Source organism: Nocardia sp. FDAARGOS_372 (assembly GCF_002554515.1).
Classification (GTDB): domain Bacteria; phylum Actinomycetota; class Actinomycetes; order Mycobacteriales; family Mycobacteriaceae; genus Nocardia; species Nocardia farcinica.
On sequence record NZ_PDDW01000001.1, the window covers coordinates 1372337 to 1395069 of the forward strand.

Below are 22733 nucleotides of genomic sequence, written 5' to 3' on the forward strand. Positions count from 1 at the left end.
GGTCCTGCTCCGGTGGTAAGTTGCAAAGTGCAACGTACCGCATCGGTTCTGCCGTGGACAAGGCGGACGCTCGCGCACGGCTGGGGCGTGGCGAGTGTCGATGCGACAAGGAGGTGCCGGCTGGATGCGGGAGACGAATCTCGCCCGGATGGACTGTTCGATCGCCCGGACCGCCGAGATCATCGGCGATCGCTGGACGCTGATGATCGTGCGGTCGATGTTCGCGTTCAAGGGATTACACCGGTTCGAGGAGTTACGGGCCGAACTCGGCGTCGCACGGAACATCCTCAGCGACCGGCTCGGGCTGCTGATGGCGCAAGGAATCGTCGAGCAGCGCCCATACAGCGACCGGCCACCCCGGTACGAATACCATCTGACCGCCGCGGGCAAGGACTTGCTACCGGTCATCCTCGCGCTGCTGCGGTGGGGCGACACCCACCTGATGGGCGACGACGGCCCGCCGGTCATTCTCCAGCACACCGAATGCGGCCACGACATGGTCCCCTACCTGGCCTGCAGCTATTGCCACCAACCCGTCGCGCCCCGCACCGTCCTCGGCCGCGACGCCCCCGCACGCCCCCGACCCCCGCGAACCGCACCATGACCACGAGTGCGCGGATTCGCGCAGGAGACCCGAATCCAGGCCGATGCAACGGCGGCCCCTACTCCGCCCGCATGGTTCGGGAGTCCGGGTCGTAGCGGAGCACGGTATCCGGGAGGAGGAAGTCACGCTTGCCGAACCGCAGGCTCGGGGTTTGGCCCACCCACCACACCGCCTGCAATGGCTTCCCATCTGCCACGAACAACGTCACGTGCGAGCTGCGGAGGTCGGGATCGGAATTCTCCGTGGGCAGGCCCGCGAAGCAAGCCAGTCGGAGGTCGGTTGCCGAATCCTTCCTCAGCTCCTCGTCGGTCGTGCGTGCGCCGATGTAGACGACTCGTTCCCACTCCGGGGACCAGCCGGCGCGGGTGGTCATTTCCACCATCGTCGCAGACGCCAGTTGCTGTTCCGCCGCTTCGTCGAAGGCCCGGACCAGATCGTTCTCGGCGCCGAGAAGCTCCGGATGACTGTGCAGGTTGAACGTCTCGCCGCTGCACGCGGCGGAAGTGTCCTTCGGGCCGCAGGCGGTGATGCTCACGGCCGCCACACTGAGGGCAGCGGCGATCAGTACAGAGCGGTATCGCATCACTACTACTTCCCTTTCGGCATAGGAATTCCGGCGCCGGGCAGAATCGCGTCCTGACCGGGCACCACCGACTTGCTGAACACGATCTGCGCCGAGGACGGCGTCCCCTACTCCGCGCGCATGGTTTGCGCGGTCGGGTCGTAGCGGAGCACGGTATCCGGGAGGAGAAACTCCCGGTCACCGAAATCAAGGCTCGGGTTTCGGTCGACCCACCACACGGCCTGAACCGGTTTACCGTCAGCCAGGAATACCGTCGTGTGCGGGCTGGGCTGATCCGAATTGCTGGTCAGCGCGGGCAGGTTGGAAAAGCACGCCAGATCGAGGTCGCTTGCGGCCTTCAGTTTCAGCTGCTCGTCGGTCGTGCGCGGGCCGAGATAGATGACCCGGTCCCAGGCCGTGCTCCACCCTGCGCGGCTGGTCATCTCCGCCATGGTCGTGGATTCCAACTGCTGCTCGGCGGCTTCGTCGAAAGCTCGCACGAGAGCCTTCTCGTCGCCGAGCGTGGCCGGGTGCCGATGCAGATCGAAAGTCTCGGAGGGGCAAGCCGGGGGCTCGGTACCCATCGAGCCGCAAGCCGTGCCGCACACGGCCGCGAGGGCAAGCGCCGCCGCGAGAAGTACAGTCGGGACACGCATCGTCAGTTCCCCTTCGGCATCGGAATCCCCGCACCCGGCAGGATGACGTTCTGGCCGGGCGCGACAGAGTTGCTGAACGCGATCTGTCCGCCGTCGGGACTCGACTGGATCACGACCGCCTGGTTGTTGTCGATGGCTTCCAGAGCCTTCTGCTGCAGTTCCTCGTTGCGGCCCCCACTCCATCGCGAAATCGGTCAGCTGCAGGCGGGTGATCGCGCCGTAGATGTCGACTTCCCTGTCCGCCGAGCCGTCCGGTGAACAGGCCGTCCCGTGGACGGCGTGGACCGCGGCGTCGAGTTCGGCGACGTGCCCGGCCAGCCGTTCGGGGCCGTCGCCCGGAATCCACACCCCCACCCTTCTGTACTGCGGAACGACCTGGGCCGGACGATCCGGCATCAACGTATACCGATCGGGCGAGGGCGGCAAAACGTCTGTCGCCCGCGTGTGGGTGGCACCGGACAGAGGTGTTCGGTGAGTGGGCACCCGCTGTCCGGGGCGGTGTGGTGGTGTCGCAGGATGGGCGTATGGCGATCGACCTACCGAGTGTTGCGCAGATTCGTGAGCTTCCGGCCGTGCTCGAGGGGCGGGTGAGTGCCCGGGAGATCGACGACAACGGGCACATGAACGTGCTGTACTACCTCGAGCACAACATCCGGGCGGCGGACATCCTGCTGCGGGCCGCCGGGCTCGACGAGCAGTACCGGCGGGAGCGCAGGCTCGGGCTGTTCACCACCGAGCATCACATCGCCTACTACAGCGAGCTGCGCGAGGGCGATCCGCTGACCGTGCACGCGCGGGTGCTCGAGCGGGCGGACAAGGCCGTGCACATGATGACCTTCCTCGTCGACCCGCAGCGGGAGCGGCTGTCGAACACCCTCGAGATCATGCTCGTGCACGTCGACCTCGAGCGCCGCCGGGCCGCGTCGATGCCCGAAGACCTCGCCGCGGCGGTCGACGACCTGGTCGCCGTTTCCGGCAAATTGACCTGGTCAGCGCCGGTCTGCGGGGTCATGGGCATTCGCCGCTGATTTCGTTGCGAGGTTCGTCGCGGCTCGATTATGATTGCTTTTCGCGCCCGTCGCCGAGCCACCGAAATGCTCCGGCGACAGTCGACCCGGAAGCCTGAGAGGCAGGTCGGCAACACAGACGAATCTCCCAATAGTCGGGGTTGCGGAGAGCCAACAGGACAAGTTCGCGACAGCGCCGTCGATGGACTTGCGACCGAACGGACGCGTACTGCGGTATGCCATTGTCCCGAGGCGAGTCGGTGCCACCGATGAAATCCACTACCTTCGTTCTGCTCGCGGAACCGTGCCACGGCGCGAGCATTACCCCTGACCAGCGCGTACGCCGATACGAACACGGCGTGCACGCGGCCGTGACCGGCTGGGAACCCCACCGGCACGGTCCACCCGGGCGACCGCGAAAACGCGAGGATCGCCAGAAATGACCGAATCGCGAATTCTCGCAACGGTCACGTCGGCAAACACCGGTCGATAATTCGAACAATGTAATTCGTCGGCAGTCCGGCGGAATTTCACCCGGTCGTGTTCGCCACGGTTCCTTGCGCCCGTGTCGGCGTGCTTTTCGGTGCCGTCACGAGCAATTCCTCGTCCGAGGGCACAGACACCATTTCGATGCGTCGCGAATGGTGCGCACAGCCCTGCGCACCCGACGCTGCCCGCCGGACGGCAACAACGGATCAATGGAGGTCCGGTGACCCAGTCCAAGCGCAACCTCGACAGCACCCCCGAGTGGTCGGGTGATCCGCGCCGCCACTCGCCCGACGCGACCCGGCACCTGGTGTCCGGCGGTGATTCCCGAGCCGACTCCGCGAGCGCGGCGAGCCCGCCCCCCGAGGTCCTCCGGCTGACCGCCGCCCAGCGGGGCATCTGGTTCGCTCAGCACCTGGCGGGCGGGTCGCCGATCTCCGTGGCGCAGTACGTGGAGATCGTCGGGGAGCTGCGGGCGGATCTGCTGGTGGAGGCGTGCCGGACCGCCAGCCGCGAGTTCGGGTCGGGGCACGTGCGTCTGATCGAGGTGGACGGGGAGCCGTGCCAGTTCGTCGACCTCAGCCTCGACGCGCCGGTGTCGGTGGTGGATCTGCGCGGGCACACCGACCCGGTGGCGACCGCGCACCGGTTGATGGTGGAGGACTATTCGGCCCCGCTCGACCTGCTCACCGACCGGTTGATGAAAAGCTATGTGTACCAGGTGGGTCCGCAGCACTACCTGTGGTATCAGCGTGCTCACCACATCGCGCTGGACGGGTTCGCGGCGGTCACGATGTTGCGCCGGATCACCGAGCTGTACAACGCGTGGGTCCGCGGCGAGGACGCCCCGTTGCCCGCCGCCCAGAATCTCGCCGACATCGTCGAACAGGACCTGGCCTACCGGGATTCCACCCGCTTCGACAACGACCGCAAGTACTGGACCGAACACCTGGCCGGGGCGCCCCCGGTGGTGAGCCTGGCCGGCCGGGTCGGCAAGCCCACCATCCATCCGACGCTGATCAGCGCCCCGCTGCCCGACGACACCGCGCGCCTGCTGGACGAGGTGATCGCGGCGCGCGGCACGAGCGTCACGCCCATCGCGGTCGCGGCCTTCGCGGCGTATCTGGCACGGATGACCGGCAGCGACGAGGTGCTGCTGAGCCTGCCGGTCTCGGGCAGGCACTCGGCGGTGCTGCGGCGGTCCGGTGGCATGGTCGCCAACGTGGTGCCGTTGCGGGTGCGGGTCGCCGGACGCGCGGTCGGTGAGTTGATCGAGGCCACCCAGGGCGAGCTGACCAGTGCGCTGCGCCGCCAGCGCTACCGCCAAGAGGACATCTTCGCCGACATGGGCATCGCCCGCGACGAGGCCGCGTCCTTCGGTCCGGCGGTGAACCTGATGATGATCGAGAACGAGGTCGTCTTCGGGGAGACGACCGGGCGGCTGCATGTGCTCACCTCGGGGCCGACCGCCGACCTATTCGTCAACATCTACCCGGGCGCGGGCCGCGAGAGCACCCACATCGATTTCCAGGGCAACCCGAACATCTACACCCGCGCCGAACTGGCCGGGCATCACGTGCGGTTCCTGCGCTTCCTGCACGCCTTCCTCGCCCGCGGCGCCGACTGCCCGGTGGCGGCGCTGCCGCTGCTGGAACCGGCGGAGCGGGCGGCGCTGCTGCCCGTGCGCGGACCGAACCCCGCGCCGCCGCGGCTGCTACCCGACATCCTGGGTGAGGCCGCGCGCCGCGACCCCGCCGCCACCGCGATCATCGCCCCCGACGCGACGGTGACCTACGGCGAGCTCGACCGCGAGTCCGCCCGATTGGCCCGGCGACTCGTCGCACTCGGGTGCGGGCCGGAGACGGCCGTGGGGATCGTGCTGCGCCGGTCGGTGGAATCGGTCCTCGCGGCGTGGGCGGTCGCGCGATGCGGGGCGGCGATCGTGCAGATCGACCCGGCCTATCCGGCCGCGCGCATCGAGCACATGATCGCCGACAGCGGCGCGCGGACCGTGCTCACGGTGGCCGAGCACCGGGATCGGGTGCCCGACGGCGTGGCCGCGCTGGTGCTGGACGACCCGGCCACCCGCGCGGCGCTCGCGGGCACCGCCGACGGGCCCGTCGGCGACGACGAGCGGACCCGCCCGCTGCGTCCGGCCGACTCGGCGTATCTGACCTACACCTCCGGCTCCACCGGGACGCCGAAGGGTGTGCAGGTGACCCATGCCGGGCTGGCCGGGCTGATCGCCGACCGCGTCGCCGCCTACGGCATGGCCGCGGATTCGCGGGTGTCCTATGCGCTCTCGCCCAGCTTCGACGCCTCGCTGGAACAGTTCCTGACCTGCTTCGCCAGCGGCGCCGCGCTGGTGGTGGTGCCCCCGGAGATCATCGGCGGCGAAGGGCTCACCCGGCTGCTCGCCCAGGCGCGCGTCACCCACCTGACCCTCACCCCCGCCATGCTGGCCACGGTCGATCCCGAACCGCTGACGGAACTGCGCGCGGTCGTGGTCGGGGGCGACGTCTGCCCGCCGAACGTCGTGGAACGCTGGACCGGCCCGTGGGCGTTGTTGAACGAATACGGGCCCACCGAGGCGACCGTGACCGCCGCGTGCGCGCGCCTGCGGCCCGGCCACGACCGCACCGTGGGCGGACCGATCCGCGGGGTCGCGGCGATGGTGCTCGACCGGACCCTGCAACCGGTGCCGCCGGGCACGCCGGGGGAGCTGTATCTGGCCGGGCCGGGCCTGGCGCGCGGCTACCGACACCGGGTCGGCGAGACCGCGGCCCGATTCGTCGCCGACCCGTACGGTGCGCCGGGGGAGCGGATGTACCGCACCGGTGATCTCGCGCGGTGGCGCACCGACAGCGCCGAGCCCGAGCTGGAACTGTTGGGCCGCAGCGACTTCCAGGTCAAGATCCGCGGGTACCGGATCGAGCCGGGCGAGATCGACGCCGCACTGACCGGGCACGAGCACGTCGAGCTGTCGGTGACCGTGCCGGTGCCGAACAAGGCGGGCACGACCGTACTGGCCTCCTACGTGGTGCCGGTGCGCGGTCACCGCCTCGATGTCGCCGAACTCCAGCGGTTCGCCCGCGCGACGCTGCCGCCGCACATGGTGCCGACGGTGCTGATGCCGCTGGAGAGCCTGCCGGTCAACGCCTTCGGCAAGGTGGACCGCCGGGCGCTGCCGGAACCGGACTTCGGTGCCGTGCCGGTCGGGCGTCGACCGGAGACGCCGCGGGAACGGATCGTGGCGGAGCTGTTCTCGGAGGTGCTCGGCGTGCCCGAGGTCGGCGCCGACGACAGCTTCTTCGCACTGGGTGGCGACAGCATCCTGTCGATCCGGCTGGTGGCACGGGCCAAGGCGAAGGGCCTGAACTTCTCCACCCAGGACGTGTTCGACCACAAGACCGTCGCCGGGCTCGCGCTGATCGCCGCCGACGCGGGCGCCGAGCGGTTGCCCGAACTTCCCGGTGGCGGCATCGGTTCGATGCCGCTGTCGCCGATCATGCACGCCATGCTCGCGCGCGGGCACTACGACCGGTTCGCCCAGGCGGCGCTGATCCAGTTGCCCGCGGACCTGCGCCGCGACGACCTGGTTCGGGCGATCCAGGCCGTGCTCGACCGGCACGACATGCTGCGCGCGGTGCTGCGCGCCGCCGGCTCGGCGGACCGTTTCGTCGACGTGCTCGAGCGCGGCACGATCGACGCCGCGGCGGTGCTCACCCGCGTCCGGTTGGCGCGGCGCGACGCCGCCGAGGTCGACCGGCATCTGCAGGCCGCCGCCGACCGGCTGAATCCCCACGACGGCGTGCTCGTGCAGGCCGTGTGGCTCGACGGCGGCGACGCGGGCGCGGATCTGCTGTGGCTGGTGGTGCATCACCTCGCCGTCGACGCGGTGTCGTGGCGGATCCTGCTCGGCGATCTCGCGCAGGCATGGGCGCAGGTCGCCGAGGGCGGCGACCCGCGGTTCGACGCGCCGACCACCTCGGTGCGGCGGTGGGTGCACGGTCTGGTCGAGCAGGCGCCCCGCCGGCGGGCGGGCGAACTCGCGCTGTGGAGCGACGTGCTCGAGTGCGGGGACGACCTGCTCGGTGCGCGCAGGCTCGACCCCGACCGCGATGTCGCGGCCGCGGCGGAGCAGGTGCGCCTGCGGGTGCCCGCCGAGGTCACCGAGACCGTGCTGACCACCGTGCCCGCCAGGTTCCACGGCGGCGCGAACGACCCCCTGCTGGCCGCCCTTGGCCTGGCGTTGCGCGCATGGCGGCGGGCGCGGGGCCGGTCCGGCGGCGCGGAACTGATCGCGCTGGAGGGGCACGGTCGCGAGGAACAGGCGGTGCCCGGCGCCGATCTGGCCGCCACGGTCGGATGGTTCACCACCCGGTTCCCGCTGCGACTCGATCTGGGCGACCTCGATCTGGACGACGCGTTCGCCGGCGGGGACGCCGCCGGTCTGGCCGTGCGGCGGGTCAAGGAACAGCTGCGGGCGGTGCCGGACAACGGCATCGGCTACGGGATGCTGCGCCACCTGGACTCGCTCGGCGCCGCGGTGCTGGGTGGTGCGCCGGAGCCGCAGATCAGTTTCAACTACCTGGGCCGGGTCGGCGCGGGCGAACACACCGGGCCGTGGACGCCCACCACCGAATTCACCGCCCTCACCGCCACGGTCGACCCCCGGATGGCGTTGCCTGCCGTGCTCGATGTGAACGCGATCGCCGAGCACGGGCCCGACGGGTACGAACTCGAGGTCACCTGGGACTACGCCGCCGAGGTGCTCGACCGGGCCGAGGTCGCGGAGCTGGCCGGGTTGTGGGAGGCGGCGCTGCGCGGACTGGCCGCGCACGCGCGGTCCGCCGACGCGGGCGGATTCACCCCGTCGGACTTCCCGCTGGTCCCGGTGACGCAGGACGACCTCGACCGGTGGCGGCGCGAGTATCCGGCGATGACCGACGTCTGGCCGTTGACCGCGCTCCAGGCCGGGTTGCTGTTCCATGCCGTCTACGACACCGACGGCCAGGACGGCTACACCGTGCAGGCCACCCTCACCCTCGCGGGCCCGGTACTGGCGGACCGGATGCGCCGCGCCGCCCAGGCCCTCGTCGACCGGCACGACAGCCTGCGCACCGCGTTCGTGGAGAGCGCGGACGGGCCGCGGCAGATCGTGCTCGGTGAGGCCGAAACAGCCTGGCGCACCAGCGACCTGACGGATTCGGCCGATCCGGACGAGGGTCTGCGTATGCTCGCCGCCGCCGAGGCCGCCCCGTTCGATCCGGCCCGCCCGCCCCTGGTCCGGTTCCACCTGGTGCGCACCGGGGCCGACGAGTTCCGCCTGATCGTCACCAACCACCACATCGTGCTCGACGGCTGGTCGATGCCGCTGCTGATCCACGAACTGCTGGCGCGCTACGCCGACGAGACCGGCGCGGACCTCCCGCCCGCGCACTCCTACCGGGACTACCTGCAGTGGCTGCACGCGCAGGACGACGACGCCGCGATCGCCGCCTGGCAGCGGATGCTGGCCGGGATCGAGAGTCCCACCCGCGTCACCGGTGGTGAGCGCACGGTGACCGCCGACAGCGGCGAGGTCGGCGTGGAGCTGTCCGCCGCCACGTCCGCGGCGATCCTGGATCTGGGCCGCTCGCACGGCGTCACCGCGAACACCTCGGTACAGGTCGCGTGGGCTCTGCTGCTCACCGTCCTGACCGGGCGCTCGGACGTGGTGTTCGGCAACACGGTGTCGCACCGCCCGCCGCAGGTGGCCGGTGTCGAGCGGATGATCGGACTGTTCATCAACACGGTGCCGGTGCGGGTGCGGCTCGATCCGCACCAGCGGGTGGCCGAGCTGCTGGTGCGCGTGCAATCCGAACAGGCGGCCATGCTCGACCACCGGCACATCGGTCTGGCGGAGTTGCAGCGCGCCACCGGTGTGGCCGACCTGTTCGACACGGTGACCGTGCTCGAGTCCTACCCGCTGGGCCGGAACGAGCTGGCCCGCGACCTCGACGACGCGGGTCTGCGCCTGGTCGACGTCGACGCGCACGACGCCACCCCGTATCCGCTGAGCCTGCAGGTGACGCCGCCGCGTCCCGCGCGGGACGGGCAGGCGGCGCCGGGCGAGACCGGGACCCACACCGTGATCCTGCGGTACGCCACCGATCGGTTCGACGGGGAGCAGGCGCGTACGTTGCTCGGGCGGTTCGAGCGCATCCTCGCCCAGATCGTCACCGACCCGGAGCGCCGTGTCGCCGCGATCACCGCGGAACCGGGTGTGCCCGAACATGTTTCACGCTCCGACGAGCAACTGCCGGCGCGCACCCTGCGCGACCTCCTGACCGCCACCGCCGCAGCGCATCCCGATGCCACCGCCGTGCGCGCGGGGACCACCTCGCTCACCTATCGGGCGTTGGCCGAGCGGGCGGCCGACCTCGCACGCAGGCTCATCGCCCGGGGCGCTCGCCCCGAGTCGTTCGTCGCCGTGGTGGCGCCGCGATCGGCGGAACTGCCCGTGGCGATCTGGGCGGTGGCGATGACCGGCGCCGCGTTCGTGCCCATCGACCCGGCGAATCCGCCCGAGCGGATCGCCGGTCTGCTGGCGGACGCGCACTGCGCCCTCGGCGTGACCATCGCCGCTGTGGCACACCAGCTTCCGGCCACGGTCGAGTGGCTGCGCGCCGACGGGGAAACCGTCGCCACCGTCCCCAGCCCGGCGGGCCCGGTGCTGCCCGACACCACCGCGTACGTGATCTACACCTCCGGTTCGACCGGAACGCCGAAGGCCGTGCAGGTCTCCCACCGTGGCCTGGCGAATCTCGTCGCGGCCCAGGCCGATGCCTTCGCGGTGGACACCGCGTCGGTCGTGCTGCAAGTGGCGTCACCGGGTTTCGACGCGTGCGTGTCGGAGCTGCTGCTGGCGCACAGCCGCGGTGCGTGCCTGTCGATCGCACCGCCGCAAATCTACGGCGGGTCGGAGCTCGAGGACCTGATCGGCCGCGAGCACATCACCCACGCGATCATCACCCCGTCCGCGCTCGGCACGATGGCACCCGATCGGGTGCCCTCGCTGGCCACGGTCGCGGTCGTGGGCGAGGCGACCGGCGCCGACCTCGTGCGGCGCTGGGGAGCGGGTCGTCGCCTGCTGAACCACTACGGACCCACCGAGACCACGATCTGGGCGACCGGCTCGACCGAACTGCGGCCCGGCGACCAGGTCACCATCGGCGCGCCGATCCCCGGCACGTCGGTGCGGGTACTCGACGCCTGGCTGCGGCCCGTGCCGGTGGGCGTCACCGGTGAACTCTACGTCGGCGGGCCGGGCCTGGCCCGCGGCTACCACGAGCGGCCGGGCCTGACCGCGACGCGTTTCGTCGCCGACCCGGACCGGCCCGGCGAACGGATCTACCGCACCGGCGACGCGGTCCGCTGGGTACGCGGCCGCGACGGCCTGGAACTGGCCTACCTTGGCCGCAACGACCAGCAGGTCAAGATCCACGGTCTGCGGATCGAGCCGGGCGAGATCGACGCCCACCTGGCCCGCCGGCCCGCCGTCGCGCGGGTCGCCACCGTGGATCAGCGCGGTCCCGCCGGGGAACCGGTGCTGGTGTCCTACGTCGTCCCGGCGGCCGGCGCCGAACTGGACGTGACGGCGCTGCGCGCGGATCTGGAACGTGCGCTCGCGCACTACATGATCCCCGCCGCGATCGTGGTACTCGACGACCTGCCGCTCACTCCGGTCGGCAAGGTCGATCGGAAAGCGTTGCGCGCCAGGCCGGTCCGAGCCCGGCAGGAGTCGGGCCGGCCGCCCGCCACGCCGGCCGAACAGACCGTGGCGCGGCTGTTCGCCGAGGTGCTCCAGCTCGACACCGTCACGGCCGACAGCAACTTCTTCACCCTCGGCGGCGACAGCATCGTGTCGCTGCGACTGGTGGCGCTGGCCCGGTCCGCCGGGCTGCGATTCACACCACGCGACGTGTTCGAAGGAAAGACCGTCGCCGCGCTGGCCGCGCTGGCCCGCGCCGAGGGCGCGACCGAGGCGCCGGACGCGGGCGCGCCGCTCGTACGGCTCGCCGAGGCCGACCTCGACCGGTTGCGGCAGCGCTACCCGGCGTTGGCCGACGTGTGGCCGTTGTCGCCGATCCAGGCCGGCATCCACTTCCACGCCGGCCTGGGCGGCGACCGCGACGACTACACGGTGCAGACGATGATCGGGTTCGCCGGGACGGTCGACGGCGAGCGCCTGCGCGCCGCCGCCCAGGCCGTGGTGGCTCGGCACGACATCCTGCGGGCGGCCTTCGCCGAGACCGCGAACGGGCCGTGCCAGATCGTCCTCGCGCACGCCGACGTGCCGTTCCGCACCCTCGACCTGACGGACCGGAGCGAGCCGCGGCGGGCCGCCGACGAGGTCGCGGCGGCCGACGCGGCGGCGGGATTCGACCTGTCGGTACCGCCGCTGATCCGATTCACCCTGATCCGCCTGGCCCCGGACCGGTTCCGGTTGCTCGTCACCAATCACCACGTGGTCCTCGACGGCTGGTCGATGCCGTTGCTGTTGCGCGAGCTACTCGACTTCTACGGCCGACCGGCCCACATCGACTCCGCCGATGCCGCCCCGTCGTATCGCGACTACCTGGCGTGGCTGCGCCGGCAGGACGCCGACGCGGCGAAAACCGCCTGGGCGCGCGAGCTCTCCGATGTCACCGCACCGACCCGGGTGTCGCGCGGCGTGCCCGCCGCCGCGACCGCCGAGGAAGTGGCCGAGCTGACCGCGACCGAGGTCGACGCGCTGCGCCGCGTCGCCGCCGACACCGCGGTCACCGTCAACACCGCCCTCGCCGCGGCCTGGGCGATGACCCTGCGCGTCCACGCCGGGGAGACCGATGTGCTGTTCGGCACCGCGGTGTCGGGCCGACCGCCCGAGCTGCCGGACGTGGACCGGGCGCTGGGCATGTACCTCAACACCATCCCCGTACGGGCGCAGCTGGATCCGGCGGCGCCGATCGCGCGGCTGCTGGCCGAGCTCCAGGCCCAGCAGGCCCGCATGCTCGACCACCACCACATCGGCCTGCCCGAGATCCACCGAGCCGCGGGACTGCCGGAACTCTTCGACACCGCGCTGGCCTTCCAGTCCTTCCCGATCGACCGGACGGCCCTGCAGGAACTGGTCGACTCGGCCGGGCTGCGAGTCGAGGAACTCGCCGGTGTCGACGCCACCCCGTACCCGCTGAGCCTGGTCGTCGCCCCGACCCGGCCCGCGGCGGACGGCACGTCGGCGCTGCGGATCACCCTGCGCTACCGGGTCGGCGAGTTCGACGCCGCCGCCGCGCGGCAGATCCTCGACCGCTACACCGCGATGCTGCACCGGATCGCGGCCGACCCGCAGGCCGCCACGGCGGCCGTCGGGGGCGGCGAGGACGGCCCGATGCGGCCGGAGAACAGCGGCCCTGGCGCGGAACCACGCACACTGCCCGGCATCCTCGCCGCCTCCGCCGCGGCAGCGCCCGACGCGATCGCCGTGCGCTGTGCCGACGAGGCGCTGACCTACCGGGAACTCGACGAGCGGTCCGACCGGCTGGCCCGGCTCCTGCTGGCGCACACGGCCGGACACGATCGTGTCGTCGCGATCGCGCTGCCGCGTTCGCTCGCCGCCGTCACCGCCGTGTGGGCGGCGGCCAAGGCCGGAGCGGCGTTCCTGCCGATCGACCCCAGCCTGCCCGCCGATCGAATCGCGTTCCTGCTGTCCGATTCCGGCGCCGCGCTCGCCGTCACCGACAGCGCCGCCGCTGCCGCGGTGCCCGCGGCGGTCGCGACGCTGGTGCTCGACGACGAGAACACCCGCCGCGCCGTCGAATCCGTACCCGCGGGGCGGGTCACCGACGCCGAGCGCGGCGGTCCGGTGCGTCTCGACGACGTCGCGTACCTGATCTACACCTCCGGCTCCACGGGGACGCCGAAGGGCGTGCTCGTCACGCACCGTGGACTCGCGGATCTGGTCGCCGCGCAACATCGCCTGCTCGGCGTCGACCGGAACGCGGCGGTGTTGCAGGTCGCCGCGCCGAGTTTCGACGCCTCGGTCTTCGAACTGCTGCTGGCGCACGGGGCGGGCGCACGGCTGATCGTCGCACCGCCGCAGGTGTACGGCGGGCCCCAACTGGCCGATCTGATCCGCGGCGAGCACGTGACGCACGCGGTGGTGACCCCCTCGGCGCTGGCGACCGTCCCGGCCGACGGGCTCGACGAACTGCGGGTGCTGGCGACGGCCGGGGAGGCGGTCGGGGTGGAACTGGGCGAGCGGTGGGCGCACGGCCGCAGGATGGTCAATCTCTACGGTCCCAGCGAATCCACCATCTGGGCCACCGCAGGCGACCTGCGCCCCGGCGCGCCGATCACGATCGGCGGCCCGGTCGGACCGGTGGCGGCGGTCGTGCTCGACACCTGGCTGCGGCCTGCGCCGATCGGTGTCGTGGGTGAGCTGTACCTGTTCGGCGCCGGGGTCGCGGCCGGCTACGCGGGCAGGCGCGGGCTGACCGCGGCCCGATTCGTGGCCTGCCCGTTCGACGGCGGCCGGATGTACCGCACCGGCGACCTGGTCCGGCGCAACCGGGACGGCGCCCTCGAATTCGTGGGGCGCAACGATTTCCAGGTGAAGATCCGCGGCACCCGCGTGGAGCTGGGCGAGATCGATGCGGCCCTGGCGGCGCAGGACGCGGTGGCGTTCGCGGTGACGGTCCCGCGCCGGATCGGCGGGGGAGCGGTGGTGCCGGTGTCGTACGTGGTGCCCGCGGCGGGTGCCGCCGTCTCCGGGACGCAGCTGCGCGGGGCGCTGGCCGACGAGCTCCCCGCCTACATGGTCCCGGCGGCGGTCGTGGTGCTCGACGAGGTGCCGCTGACGGCCAACGGCAAGCTCGACCGGGACGCGCTGCCCGAACCCGCCTTCGCCGCACGGGAATACCGGGCCCCGTCGACGTGGTCGGAAGCGGCGGTCGCGGCCGCGTTCGCGGAGGTGCTCGGCCTCGACCGGGTGGGCGCCGACGACGACTTCTTCGCCCTCGGCGGTGACTCCCTGAGTGCCGCGTCGGTGGCGGCGCGCATCGGCGCGGCGATGAACACGACCGTGCCGGTACGGGCGGTGTTCGACTTCCCGACCGTGGCCGCCCTGGCCGCGCATGCCGCGTCGCTGAGCGGCGGACAGCGGGTCGCGCTGACCGCGGTGGCCCGCCCGGAGCGGCTGCCGTTGTCGCTGGCCCAACAGCGGATGTGGTTCCTGAACCGGTTCGAGCCGGACTCGGCGGCCTACAACGTCCCGGTGCTGCTGCGGCTGTCGGGCCGATTGGATCCCGCCGCGCTGGCGGCCGCCTTGCGCGATGTGATGGCTCGGCACGAGGTGTTGCGCACCGTCTATCCCGAGACCGACGGGGAACCGCGGCAGGTGATCCTCGACGAACCGGAGATCGCGCTGGAATCGGTGCGCGTCGATCCGGCCGCCGTCGAGGACACGATCGGCGAGTTCGTGCGCCGCGGCTTCGACGTGACCGCGCGGGTACCGCTGCGGGTCGGCCTCTTCGAACTCGCGGGCACGACCGGAGAGTTCCTGCTGGCGCTGGTGGTGCACCACATCGCGGGGGACGGCCGGTCGATGGGCCCGCTGGCCCGCGACGTGATGACCGCCTATGCCGCCCGGACGGCCGGACAGGCGCCGGCCTGGGCGCCGCTGCCGGTGCAGTACGCCGACTACGCCCTGTGGCAGCGCGCGGTGCTCGGCACGGCCGAGGATCCCGGGTCGCTGATGTCGGCGCAACTGGCGTTCTGGCGCACCACCCTCGCGGGCGCGCCCGACCGTCTCGAGCTGCCCACCGACCGGCCCCGCCCGCCGGTGGCGTCGCTGTCGGGCGCGCGGCTGCCGGTCGAGATCGGCCCCGACCTGCACGCCCGCCTGCTGGAACTGGCCCGATCGCACGGCACCTCGCTGTTCATGGTGCTGCACGCGGCACTGGCGGTGGTGCTCGGACGCTCCAGCGGCAGCGACGACGTCGTGATCGGCACCCCGGTCGCGGGCCGCGGCGAACCGGGCCTCGACGAGCTGGTCGGCATGTTCGTCAACACCCTGGCGCTGCGCACGCCGCTCGACGGCGGTGAGCCGTTCGCGGACCTGCTCGCCCGCACCCGCGAGACGGATCTGCGCGCCTTCGAGCACGCGGACGTGCCGTTCGAACGCGTCGTCGAGGATCTGAACCCGGACCGCTCGGCCCCGCACCATCCGGTGTTCCAGGTGATGCTGGCCTGGCAGAACCTGGCCGACACGCAGGTGAGCCTGCCGGATGTGCAGGTGTCCCTGGCCGAGGCCGACACCGGGATCTCCCAGTTCGACCTGCAATGGGTCGTATCGGATTCCTATGGGAAAGGAGGTGTGGCAGAGGGCATTTCCGGAATGCTCATGTATGCGCGTGAGCTGTTCGACCCGGCAACGGTGGCGGGATTCGGACGACGGCTGGTGCGAGTGCTGGAAGCGGTCGCCGACGATCCGTCGGTCTCGGTCGGGGAAATCGACTGGCTGGACGCGGACGAGCGCTCGCACCTGCTCGCGCACACCGGCGGAACACCCGCGCCGACGGTGCTGCTGCCGGAGGTGTTCGACGCCGCGGTGCGCAGCGCCGGCGCGGGTGTCGCCGTCGTGTCCGGGCAGACGCGGCTCACCTACGCCGAACTCGACGAACGGTCGAATCGGCTGGCGCGCCACCTGATCCGGCGCGGCGCCGGACCCGAGCGCACCGTGTTGGTGGCGGTGGCGCGCTCGGTGGAGTCGGTGGTGGCGTGGTGGGCCGTGGTGAAGACCGGCGCGGCCTATGTCCCGGTCGACCCCGGGTATCCCGCGGGCAGGATCGAGCAGATGGTGACGGATTCCGGCGCGACGCTGGGGCTGACCGTGGCCGCGGTGCGCGACCGGTTGCCCGCTGTCGTCGAGTGGGTCGTGCTCGATGCCGACGCCCGTGCCGACGACACCGCCGCGCGGCTCGCGGCGCTGCCGGGCGGCCGGATCGGCGACGCCGAACGGCTGCGCCCGCTGCGGCCGGCGAACACCGCGTACGTCGTCTTCACCTCCGGCTCCACCGGCGTGCCGAAAGGTGTCGCGGTCACCCACGCGGGCATCGCCGATTTCCTGGCCGGGCAGCGCGGATACGGCGTCGGCCCCGATTCGCGGGTACTGCACTTCGCCTCCCCGTCCTTCGACGCCTCGCTGCTCGAGATCCTGTTGGCGGTCGGGGGCGCGGCGGCGCTGGTGATCGCGCCCACCGAGCTGTACGGGGGTACGGAACTCGGCGAGTTCCTGCGGGCGCAGCGGGTGACGCACGCCTTCGTGACCCCGGCGGCACTGGCCTCCGTCGACCCGGCCGGTCTCGACGACCTGCGGGTGGTGCTGTCCGGCGGCGACGAGGTGCCCGCGGACCTGGTGCGCCGCTGGACCGGCACCGACGACGCGGGCGTCCGGGAGTTCCGGGTGCTCTACGGCCCGACCGAGGCCACCATCGTCGCGACCGCGGTCGACCGCGGGCAGCCGACCGCCCGGTCCTGCATCGGCACGCCGGTGCCGGGGATGCGGACGCTGGTACTCGACGCCCGCCTGCAGCCGGTGCCGGTCGGGGTGGCGGGCGAGCTGTACCTGGCGGGCCCGGGGCTGGCACGCGGCTACCTGGATCGCCCCGGCACCAGCGCGGGCCGGTTCGTGGCCTGCCCGTACGCCGGGCCCGGCGAGCGCATGTACCGCACCGGCGACCTGGTCCGCTGGAACCGGGCCGGGGCGCTGGAGTTCATGGGACGCAACGACTTCCAGGTCAAGGTGCGCGGCTTCCGGGTCGAACTGGGTGAGATCGACGCCGCGCTCACCGCGCGTCCCGACGTCCGGTACGCCGTGACCGTCCCGCGCCGCGACGGCGCCGGACCCGTCATGCTGGTCTCGTACGTGGTGCCCGAGGCCGGGGCGCTGCTGGCCGAAGCCGATCTGCGCGCTGCCCTGACCGCGGTGCTGCCGTCCTACATGGTGCCCGCCGCGGTGCTGATCCTCGACCGGATCCCGCTCTCGCCCAACGGCAAACTGGATCGCCGCGCGTTGCCGGCTCCGGTGTTGCAGACCAAGCGATTCCGGGCGCCGTCCACGCCGATCGAGGAGATCGTGGCCGGGGTGTTCGCCGAGACGCTGGGGCTGACCGGACCGGTCGGCGCCGACGACGACTTCTTCGCCCTCGGCGGCAACAGCCTGGTCGCGACCCGGGTCGCGGCGCGCCTGGGTGCCGCGATCGACGCGAGTGTGCCGGTACAGCTGATCTTCGAGGCGCCGACCGTCGCGACTCTGGCCGCCCGGGCGGAATCGCACGCCGACACCGGCCGGGTGGCGCTGACCGCGCAGCCGCGGCCCGCGCGTGTGCCGCTGTCGTACGCCCAGCAGCGCATGTGGTTCCTCAACCGCTTCGAACCCGAGTCGACCGCCTACAGCATTCCCGTCGTGATCCGGTTGTCCGGCAGCCTCGATCGCGACGCCCTGCGCGCCGCGCTCGACGACGTGGTCGGCCGCCACGAGATCCTGCGCACCGTCTACCCGCTGGTGGCGGGCGAGCCGGTACAGGTCGTGCTGCCCGTGGCGGAGGCGGCCGCGGCGCCCGAGGTCGTCCGGGTCGACCGGGACGACGTGGCCGAGGCGGTGCGGGCGTTCCTGGCCACCGTGTTCGATGTGACCACCCAGCCGCCCTTCCGGGTCCGCCTGTTCGACCTCGGTGGGGACGAGTGGGTGCTGGCCGCCGCCATGCACCACATCGGCGGTGACGGCGCCTCGCTGGCACCGCTGGCCCGCGACATGATGCTCGCCTACGAGGCGCGGTTGCTCGGTCAGGCGCCGGCCTGGACGCCGCTGCCGGTGCAGTACGCCGACTACGCGATCTGGCAGCGCGCGGTGCTCGGCGCGGAGGAGGATCCCGCGTCACTGCTGCACGCGCAGATCGACTACTGGACCACCCACCTGGCCGATCTGCCCCCGCGGCTGGAGCTGCCGACCGACCGCCCCCGCCCGCCCGTGCAGTCCTATGCCGGGGCGAGCGTGCCGATCCGGATCGGCGCGGAGTTGCACGCCGACCTGGAACGTGTGGCCCGCGAACACAACACGACCCTGTTCATGGTGTTCCACGCGGCGCTCGCGGCCACGCTCGGCAGGCTGGCGGGCACCGACGACGTCGCCGTCGGCACCCCCTACGCCGGACGCGGCGAACCCCAGCTCGACGATCTGGTCGGCATGTTCGTCAACACCCTGGTCCTGCGCACCCGGATGCGGCCTGGCACGACGTTCGCGGAGCTGCTCGCGCACGTCCGCGCCACCGATCTCGCCGCCTTCGGCCACGCCGACGTGCCGTTCGAGCGCCTGGTGCAGGAACTCAACCCCGTCCGCTCGCACGCGCACCACCCGCTGTTCCAGGTGATGCTGGCGTTCCAGAACCTGGGTGCCACCGTCTTCGCCTTGCCGGGCCTGTCGGCCACGGTCGCCGACGCCGACACCGGCACGTCGCTGTTCGACCTGCACGTCACCGTCTCCGACAGCTACGACGCCGACGGCACGCCCGCGGGCATCACCGGCGGAATCTCCTACGCGACCGACCTGTTCGACGCCACCACGGTGATCGGTTTCGTCGACCGCTTGCAGCGGATGCTCGAGGCGCTGGTCACCGATCCGGACCGGCCCGTGCACGAGGTGGAGTTGCTGACCGCCGCCGAACGCGATGCCGTGCTGGTGGGGTGGAACGCCACCGATCACGCGCTGCCCGCCGGCGACACGCTGGTCTCGCTGTTCGGCCGCGCCGTGCGCGCCCACGCCGACGAGCCCGCGGTGGAGTTCGAGGGCCGGTCGCTGACCTACGCCGAGTTCGCGGCGCGGGTGAACCGGTTGGCCCGCTGGCTGATCGCCCGCGGCGTCGGCCCGGAGACGGCGGTGGGCTTGCGGATGCGCCGCTCCCTGGACCAGGTGACCGCCATGTACGCCGTGCACGCCGCGGGCGGAGCGTACGTGCCGATCGATCCGGATCTGCCCGCCGACCGGATCGACTACATGCTGGCCACCGCCGCTCCCGTGGTGGTGCTCACCGCACTCGACGACCTCGATCTGGCGGGTCTGGACGCCACGGAGGTGACCGACGCCGAGCGGCTCGCCCCGCTACGGCCCGACCACCTGGCCTACATCCTGTTCACCTCCGGATCCACCGGCCGGCCGAAGGGGGTGGCGATCCCGCACCGCGCGGTGGTGAACCAGGTGCGCTGGCTCACCGACGCCTACGCGCTCGGCCCCGGCGATGTGGTGTTGCAGAAGACACCCGCCACCTTCGACGTGTCGGTGTGGGAGCTGTTCGGCAGTCTGGCGGTGGGCGCGCGGCTGGTGATCGCCCGCCCCGGCGGCCACACCGACCCGGCCTACCTCGCGGAGGTCATCGCCGCGCACCGCGTGACGATCACCTCGTTCGTGCCGTCGATGCTCGCGGCGTTCGCGCAGTCGGCACCGGCATCGGCGCTGCGCTCGCTGCGGGCGCTGCTGGTGGCCGGTGAGGCGTTCGGCGCGGACGTGGTGGCCGCCGTGCGACGGGTGCTGCCCGAGGTGGAACTGCACAACCTCTACGGACCGACCGAGTTCACCGTGCACGCGACCGCGCGCCCGGTCCGTGCCGGCGACACCGGCGCCGTCCCGATGGGTACGCCGGTGTGGAACGCCCGCGCCTACGTGCTCGACGCCCGGCTGCGGCCGGTCCCGCCCGGCGTGGTGGGGGAGCTGTATCTCGCCGGTGCCCAGGTGGCGCGCGGATACCACGCCCGGCCCGGATTGACCGCCGAACGGTTCGTGCCCGACCCCTACGGGCACGGTGAGCGGCTGTACCGAACCGGTGATCTGGTGCGCCGCAACCGCACCGGTGACCTGGAATATCTGGGCCGCACCGACTTCCAGGTGAAACTGCGCGGGTTGCGCATCGAACTCGGCGAAGTCGAGGCCGTGCTCGCCGAGCATGCCGGCGTCGCCCGCGCCCTGGCGGCCGTGCGGTCCACCGGCGCGGCGGCCCGGCTGGTCGGCTACCTCGTGCCCGCCCCCGGCGCGACCCTCGATGTCGACGCCGTGCTGGCGCACGCCGCGGCGGAGCTGCCCGACTACATGGTGCCCGGTGCCGTGGTCGTGCTCGACAGCGTGCCGCTCACCCCGTCGGGCAAGCTGGACCGCAACCGCCTGCCGGAACCCGACCTCGCGCACGGCGCATACCGGGAACCGGCGACCTGGCTGGAACGCGAGGTCGCGGAAGTCTTCGAGCACGTGCTCGGTGTCGAGCGGGTCGGCGCCGACGACGACTTCTACGCCCTGGGCGGCAACTCGCTGCGCTCGGTGCAGGTGGCCGGCGAGCTGTCCCGGGATCTGCACTACGAGGTCCCGGTCAGCTGGTTCCTGTCCGATCCGCGCCCGGCCGACCTCGCCAAGCGCATCGAAACCGGGATGCGCTCGGGCCGGCCCGCCCCCGAACCAGCCGCCGCGCTCTTCGACGTGCTGCTGCCGATCCGCACCGGCGGCGAGCAGCCACCGCTGTTCTGCATCCACCCCGCGTCCGGTCTGGCCTGGTGCTACCGGCCGCTGGCCGAATTCCTCACCGGCGACCGGCCGATCTACGGCTTGCAGGCGCCGCAGCTCGGCGGCGAGGAGCCCGGCCCCGACTCCATCGTCGAGACCGCCCGCCGCTACGTCGCCGAGATCCGCGGCGTGCAGCCACACGGGCCGTACCACCTGCTCGGCTGGTCGCTCGGCGGTCTCATCGCCCACGCGGTCGCCGCCGAAATACGTGCCGCCGGTGAGGACGTCGCGCTGTTGGCGATGCTCGACGCGGAGGTGGACGGCATCGACGCCTCGACCGTGACGACCGTGACCGCGGGCGAGCTGATCGCCAACCTCGGCCCCGTGATCGGTATCGACTTCGTGCCCACCGACGCCACTCCCGAGGAGGCGGCCGCCCTGATCCGCCGCAGGCTCGGCGACGGCCTCGCCATCGACGCCGCCGCCATCGAACGGCTCACCGACACCTACAACCGGTCGATCCGCGCCGCGGGGGACTGGGAGCCGGGGGTGCTCGACAGCGATCTGTTGTACTTCACCGCGCTACGGGACCGACGACCGGATGCCCGCGGTCACCGAGGCTGGGCGCCGGTCGTGGCCGGTGAGATCACCAATGTCGACGTCGACGCCGCGCACCTGGCGATGACCGAGCCGTCCGTGTTGGCCCGGATCGCCCGGGTGCTCGACGAACGGCTCGCGCCGGGACCGGGGCCGCTCAGGCGGTGAAGTACGGGTCGTCGAGGACGTATCGCCAGGAGCCGTCGCTGCCGCGCCGGGCGATCTCGGTGGTGGTGGACACCAGCGTGCCGTCCGGTCCGGCCCCGGTGAGGACCGAGTCGTTGGCGATGAGCGCCAGCTCACCGGCGACGTGCACGCCGCGCACCGTCAGCTCGATCCGTGCGCCGGAATCGAGCATGCCGCGCAGGGATTCGCGGATGGCGTCGAGGCCGGTGCGCCGCTCCCCGGGCATCGGGAACAACACCGCGCCCGGCTCGTACAGCGACAGCAGACCGTCGAGATCACCGGCGTTGAAGTAGCGGGTGAACAGCGTCGCCAGTTCCTCGGGCGTCGCCGCGCCGACCGGCCGGTCCCCGATCGGCACCGGCCGGTCGTGCCAGCCCGCCGCATCGACCACGTCGAACCAGGTGACCGCGGGTTGATCGGGGTAGTAGAGCTGGCAGAGCTGGCCGGGGAAGGTCAACGGACTGCCCTTGGCGGGGTTGTCGCGCACCTGCCTGGCGAGCACCTCGCCGAAGGCGTAGCCGACGTCCAGGCGCGGCCACGCGGCGTGCACGCGCTCGGGGAAGCCCGCGGGCAGCAGTTCCCGGCCCCGGCCGATGATGTCGGCGCCGGTGCCCATCTGCGTGAGCGCCACTTCGGTGCCGAAGCGGTGGGCGATACCGTCGGTGGAGTGCAACGCGATCGCGTTCCACACCACCTGGATCCGGTCCTCGGCGACGTCCCTGGCGCGCAGGAACTCCGCGGCCGCGTCCGCCCCGTCGACCTCGAACCGCTGGTCGCCCTGGGCGTAGTCGGTGGCGCCGAGATCGTGCAGGATGCAGCCGAGATAGAGCAGTTCGTCGTCGTAGTCGGTACCCGCCCGCAGGCCGGTGGCCGCGGCCATCTCGCGAGCGTAGAGGTAGGCGCGGACCACGTGGTTGTAGACCAGCGGGGACGAGACCTCGGCGACCAGCGCGTCGGCGGCGACGGCGAGCTCCGAAGTGGGGAATGCGAACCCGGTGCGGTCGGCTTCTCGAACAGTCATGGTGTTCCCTTCCGAAATGTGCGCTCACCAGTGTGCTTTCGGAAG

Annotated in this window: 6 protein-coding genes; 3 read left to right on the top strand and 3 right to left on the bottom strand. The window is 72.1% G+C overall.

The window, feature by feature from the left end; genetic code table 11:
* The first annotated feature begins 124 nt into the window (after positions 1–124).
* Entirely contained in the window at positions 125–604 is a 480-nt protein-coding gene (locus CRM89_RS06890) for a helix-turn-helix domain-containing protein (protein WP_098083522.1), read from the top strand.
* A gap of 58 nt (positions 605–662) precedes the next feature.
* Here the strand turns inward: CRM89_RS06890 and CRM89_RS06895 are convergent, their stop codons facing one another.
* Positions 663–1139 (bottom strand): hypothetical protein, encoded by a 477-nt coding sequence (locus tag CRM89_RS06895; protein WP_127516088.1) that lies wholly within the window; start codon positions 1137–1139, stop codon positions 663–665.
* Between the two features lie 155 nt (positions 1140–1294).
* A complete protein-coding gene (locus tag CRM89_RS30325) occupies positions 1295–2170 on the bottom strand; it encodes a hypothetical protein (RefSeq protein ID WP_127516090.1) in 876 nt (291 codons plus the stop codon).
* Positions 2171–2346: 176 nt separating this feature from the next.
* Here CRM89_RS30325 and CRM89_RS06905 point away from each other — a divergent pair, with 176 nt between their 5' ends.
* On the top strand, positions 2347–2850 hold the full coding sequence (locus tag CRM89_RS06905) for a thioesterase family protein (RefSeq protein ID WP_011209326.1): 504 nt from the start codon (positions 2347–2349) through the stop codon (positions 2848–2850).
* A 688-nt stretch (positions 2851–3538) separates the two neighbouring features.
* Positions 3539–21649: an amino acid adenylation domain-containing protein gene (locus tag CRM89_RS06910; protein ID WP_098083525.1), complete on the top strand. Its 18111-nt coding sequence runs from the start codon at positions 3539–3541 to the stop codon at positions 21647–21649.
* Here the strand turns inward: CRM89_RS06910 and CRM89_RS06915 are convergent.
* Entirely contained in the window at positions 21639–22688 is a 1050-nt protein-coding gene (locus CRM89_RS06915) for a nuclear transport factor 2 family protein (protein WP_098083526.1), read from the bottom strand. The two genes, CRM89_RS06910 and CRM89_RS06915, sit on opposite strands and share 11 nt — an antisense overlap.
* Positions 22689–22733 lie beyond the last annotated feature (45 nt).